At 66.0% G+C, this 4,937-nt stretch carries 5 protein-coding genes; 2 read left to right on the top strand and 3 right to left on the bottom strand.

What is annotated here, in order from left to right; all coding sequences use genetic code 11:
• The first annotated feature begins 5 nt into the window (after nucleotides 1–5).
• Complete coding sequence (locus tag ACEQXV_RS08390; protein WP_370268717.1) at nucleotides 6–149, top strand: hypothetical protein; 144 nt, start codon at nucleotides 6–8, stop codon at nucleotides 147–149.
• Nucleotides 150–314: 165 nt separating this feature from the next.
• Nucleotides 315–689 carry a hypothetical protein gene (locus tag ACEQXV_RS08395; RefSeq protein ID WP_370268712.1) on the top strand — a complete coding sequence of 125 codons (375 nt, stop codon included), beginning with the start codon at nucleotides 315–317 and terminating at the stop codon, nucleotides 687–689.
• 171 nt (nucleotides 690–860) lie between these two features.
• On the opposite strand, the gene ACEQXV_RS08400 is transcribed toward ACEQXV_RS08395, so the two are convergent.
• From ACEQXV_RS08400 to ACEQXV_RS08410, 3 genes are all read right to left on the bottom strand, one after another.
• Nucleotides 861–1,760, bottom strand: a complete 900-nt coding sequence (locus ACEQXV_RS08400) for a DUF2927 domain-containing protein (RefSeq protein ID WP_370268714.1) — start codon at nucleotides 1,758–1,760, stop codon at nucleotides 861–863.
• A gap of 274 nt (nucleotides 1,761–2,034) precedes the next feature.
• Nucleotides 2,035–3,780 carry an ABC transporter ATP-binding protein gene (locus ACEQXV_RS08405; RefSeq protein ID WP_370268715.1) on the bottom strand — a complete coding sequence of 582 codons (1,746 nt, stop codon included), beginning with the start codon at nucleotides 3,778–3,780 and terminating at the stop codon, nucleotides 2,035–2,037.
• Nucleotides 3,781–3,932: 152 nt separating this feature from the next.
• On the bottom strand, nucleotides 3,933–4,865 hold the full coding sequence (locus tag ACEQXV_RS08410) for an AEC family transporter (protein ID WP_370268716.1): 933 nt from the start codon (nucleotides 4,863–4,865) through the stop codon (nucleotides 3,933–3,935).
• Nucleotides 4,866–4,937: the final 72 nt, after the last annotated feature.

Below are 4,937 nucleotides of genomic sequence, written 5' to 3' on the forward strand. Positions count from 1 at the left end.
CCTGGCTGTGGAACGGGCGTCCCATCGGGATCGGCGTGCAAGACCGCGACATGGACCTCGGACAGCCCGGCGCGGGTTTCGTGGACCTGACGGTGATCGATTCCCGGGGGCGCGTGGCCACGGTGTTTCTGGAAATCACGGGTCCGTAACCGGTCGTGACGGTCTTGGCCCTATCGCAGCCCGCTATGTGCGCTGACGCACCAATATCACGCAATTCTCCTTCTTTCGTGGGATGAAACACTGAAATCGGGTGCCTACCTTGGCCCTATCGGAGGCAATGCCCTCCAACACACCGCACCTGAAAGGAAAGACCCATGAAAACCCTCGCGCTCTCCACCGCCCTCGTTGCTGCCCTTGCCGCCCCGGCCGCTGTCGCCAGCGACCGCTTCGCCCGCTCCCTGGGTGTCGAACCCGGCGCCTACACCACCGCCGAGTTGATCCAGCTGCGCCAGGCGATGGAAGAAAACAACCAGCCCATCGTTCACTTCATCCTGAATGGCGGCTCGAACCCGACCGACGCCTCTGTGGCCTACGAGGCCCGTCTGCGCCATGCGATCGAGGACCAGGACACCAATATCGTGGCCTACCTGCTGAACACCGGCAGCGAGGTGATCTCGACCCAGAGCTTCGGCCATAACGAGGTTGCGCAGCGCATCTTTGCTGAACTGGCGGAAGAAGACGCGCACTGACGCCACGCCATGAACGGGCCGGGAACGGCCCGTTCCCTTCCGCGCCGCAGTTCATCCTGTCCCCCTGTTCCCGATCCGTCCCTCCCCTTCGGCGGATCCACGACTTGCGGTGCGGGGATCGGTCCTGGCCCTTCGGGGTCGGGGCCGATTTTCGTTTTTGAAGCTGCGCGGTCAGCCGGTGCGCAGCACGGCCGCTGCCAGCGTCTCCACGTAGTCATCGACGGCGCCCGCAGACATGCCGCAGCGCAGGCTGTCGGAATAGAGCATTCTGAGCAGCAGCTCGTCATGACGGGTCAGAACGCCGAACTCTTCGTCATCGTTGAAGATCGACGGGCGCGCGTCGCGGCTGTCGTTGGACAGGCCCATGCCCTGGGCCAGTTCCTCTTCGATGCAGGACTGGCGCATGAGCGGCGGGTGTTCGGCGCGCACGATGGCAATGGCCTGTTGCAGCCCCTGCGCGGGATCGGGGCCGGGGATGGCGACAACCATGCAGAACGTGTTGCGCCGCATCCGGAGCACGGCGTTCTGCGCCGCGCGGCTGAGATCGGGAGCGATTTGTTGCAGCACGGGGCGGATATTGGCGCGCTCGGCCTCGCTCAACACGAGGACGTGGAAATTGGCCTGGGTGTTGACCAGCGACATCGAGTGCCCGGAGGCCCGCTGAAGCCGCTGTGCGACGCCACGGATCGTGGCCAGGTCGCGCTGCTGCTGGGCCCGATCGACCGAGGCCCCGAAACGAACCCCGAGCCGGATCGGCGTTTCCCATCGGCGCAGCGGGGCGGTGTGGCCGCTGCTGGTCGCAGCCCCCCCGCGCAGCGTGTATTCCGAGCGCATGGCGATGGCCATGAAATTGCGGGCCAGTGTCTGGGCATCGAGGCCCGGAACCCGCCGTTCCTGCCGCAAGAGCCCCTGGGACAGAAGCTGTTGCTCCATCTGCCGGTAATACTGTGCCAGCGAGTCACCGGTCGATTGCGCCTGCGCCGGCCCGAGGCAGGGCAGCGCCAGCCCAAGGCTTAGCAGAAGCCTGCCGATCAGGCTGCGCGAGACGAGATTGCAGATCGCGTGCAACATGGTGTTCCCCGGCTGGTGGACGCGCGTTTCTGGCCCAGTGGCCAAAGGATGATCCGAGTGTTTTGATCATTTTGGGCGCTGTCAATTGCCGGTCGGACATCGTGAAGAGGCGCGGCGCAGGGCGGGCCGGGCCCGCATCGGGTTCGCAGGACTACAAGCCCTTGAAAAGGCGACAGGGTTCCCGGGCAGGCACCTCCAGCGCCGAAGAGATCACTTTTTTCCCCTGGAGCCGCCATATGCGGCGCTGGCCTGAAGGAAGGGGAATCGCCAAGGCTCAGAGCGGGGCGGTCACACCGGCGCTTTGCAGCTGGTGCAGGCGCGCATAGGCGCCATCGGCGGCCATCAGCTCTGCGTGGCTGCCCTGTTCCACCACATGCCCCTTGTCCATCACGACAATGAGGTCGGCGTTGCGGATGGTTGACAGGCGGTGGGCAATGACCAGCGTGGTGCGGCCCTGCGAGAGGCGGTCAAGCGCTTCGCCCACCAGTTTCTCGGACCGCGCATCGAGGGCGGATGTGGGCTCGTCCAGCAGCAGGATCGGCGCGTTGCGCAGCATGGCGCGGGCAATGGTCACGCGCTGGCGCTGCCCGCCCGACAGGCCCGAGCCGCGCGGCCCGACGGGCGTATCCAGCCCGAGCGGCATCTGGTCGGCAAATTCGAGCACCGAGGCGGCTTCGGCGGCGGCCCGCACCTCGTCATCGGAGGCGTCCAGCCGCCCAAGGCGGATGTTCTGGGCGATGGTGTCATCGAAGAGCGTGGAATCCTGCCCGACCAGCGCGAGGGAGTCGCGCAGCTCGGCAATGTCTACATCCGTGGTGGCCGCGCCCCCGATCGTGATCCGCCCCGAGCCTGGGTCCACGAGCCGCGTCAAAAGTGAGAAGACGGTGCTTTTGCCTGCCCCCGAGGGGCCGACCAGCGCGGTTGTCTTGCCCTGCTGGGCGGTAAAGCTGAGGCCGCGCAGAACCTCGGACTCTTCGTAGGCAAAGCGCACTTCGTCGAAGACGACATCCCCGGTGCGCACGGCAACGGGCTGCGCCGGCGCCAGGATGGTCGGTTGCGTTTCCAGCACCGCGTAAAGCCGTTCGAGCGAGGCCATCGCGGCCTGGATCTGCCCGGCGATGGTCGAGAGGCGGCGCATCGGGTCGAAGACCAGCGCCAGCGCGGTGAAGAAGGACATGAATTCGCCGAGCGACTTCTCGCCCGAGATGATCTGGGACCCGCCGAAATAGACCACGACGAGAAAGCCGATGGCAGAGCTGAGATCGATGAGCGCGGGGCTGGCGGCCTTGCCCCGCTCGGCCCGCATCTGGCGGCCCAGGAAATGGGCGATTTGCTTGCCGAAGCGGGAATTTTCGTAGCGTTCCAGCCGGTTGACCTTGATCGAGACCATGCCGTGAAAGATCTCGTCGAGCTGCGTTGAGAGGTCAGAGGCGGCTTCCCGCGCGTCGAAGGTGGTCGAGCGGATGCGCTTTTGCACCGAGTAGAGCGGCACGATCAGCAAGGGCACACCCGCAAGCGCCATCAGCGCCCATTGCCAATCGGCAACCACCATCACCGTCACCAGCGAGATCACCGCGATCGTGTCGCGCCCGATGGACATCAGGGTCGCACTGGCCAGCCCCTGAAGGGCAAAGGTGTCGCCCCGGACCCGCTCGATCAGCGCGCCGGGGGAATTGTCCTGGAAGAAGCGGGCGTCGAGCGCCAGGAGATGGGCGATCAGACGGGTCTGGAGATCCGTCGTGACCCTGAGACCCACCTTGACGATCAGTAACCGCTGGCCGAAGCCCGCGAAGGCGCGCACCGAGAAGATGCCGGCGATCGCGAAGGCAACCCAGGTGAGCGCGGCGGCATCGCCGGCCACGAAGACCTCGTCGAAGAGGGGTTGCACCAGGTAGGACATGAGCCCGAGCGTGCCGCCCTCGATCACCATCAGCAGCGTGGCCCCGAGCAGGATCGGCCAGAAGGCGACGATATGCTCGCGCCACAGGCGCACAAGCAGCGATTTGGCCGAGCCGCTCATCTCTGGTCGCGTCCCAGGCTGCCGGACCCGCAGGGGGCTGCGCAGGGGCGAATGCCGCGCGGGGCTTGTGTCAGGGTCGGTGTCACGCGTGTGGGCCTCTGGTCCATGAAGTCCTTGCTGATTACGGTGCCGCGCGGGATTTCACAAGCGGCTCAGGGCAGAAGCACAAGCCAGGCCGAGGCGGTCAGAACGGTGAGCGCGGTGCCGATGAGAACCGCAGAGGCTGCAACACGCTTGGCGGCGCCATACATGTTGGCGAAGAGATAGGCGTTGACGCCGGGGGCCATGGCCGCCGTGACCACCGCGCCGCGCAGCTGCTCGGAACTCAGCCCGACGACACCCCATCCCAGGCCATAGGCCACCGCCGGGTGCACCAGCAGCGACAGGACGCAGACAAAGGCGATGACCTTGGCGTCGCCTTCGGGCCGGTAGCGGTAGAGCACGCCGCCAAGGCCGAAAAGGGCGGCAGGCAGGGCCGCGCGGATCATCAGGCCGAGGGCCTCGTCGACCACGCCGGGCAGGGTCATGCCCGACAGGTTCACGATGAAGCCAAGGATGATCCCGATCATCAGCGCGTTGGAAAAGATCGCCTTGCCCACTGTGCGGACGAGCTTGAGCGGTTCGCGGCTCTGGGCAATGGCGATTTCCATCGTGGTAATGCCCAGCAGGTAGCAAAACGGTGCATGGATCGAGATGATCGCGTAGTTGGGCACCAGCGCTTCGGCGCCGTAGGCGCGGTCCATGATCGGCAGGCCCAGAAGCACCGAGTTGGCAAAGAGCGCGACGAAGCCGATCGCGACACTGTCGGGCAGGCTGCGCCCGAAGACGAAGCGTGCGCCTAGAATGCCCAGGATGAAGCACAGGGTTGAGCCGCTGTAATAGGACAGAAGCAGCCGCCAGTCGAAGCTCTGGCCCAGGTCGAGCGTGGAAATGGCGGCAAAGAGCAGGCAGGGCACCGCGAATTTCTGGGTAAAGACCATGAGCCCGTCGACACCCGCATCCGAAAAGAGCCCGCGCCAGACGGCCACATAGCCCGCGCCCAAAACAAGGAAAACCGGAAGGACGACGTCGAGAAGCGCGGTCATGATCTTGGGTCCGGCAGTGTAGGGTCACCGGGTCGCCGCGCGCAGCGCGGCGATCCGGGCGCGGCCCGGTCC

The organism is Nioella sp., from assembly GCF_964229645.1.
GTDB lineage: Bacteria > Pseudomonadota > Alphaproteobacteria > Rhodobacterales > Rhodobacteraceae > Nioella.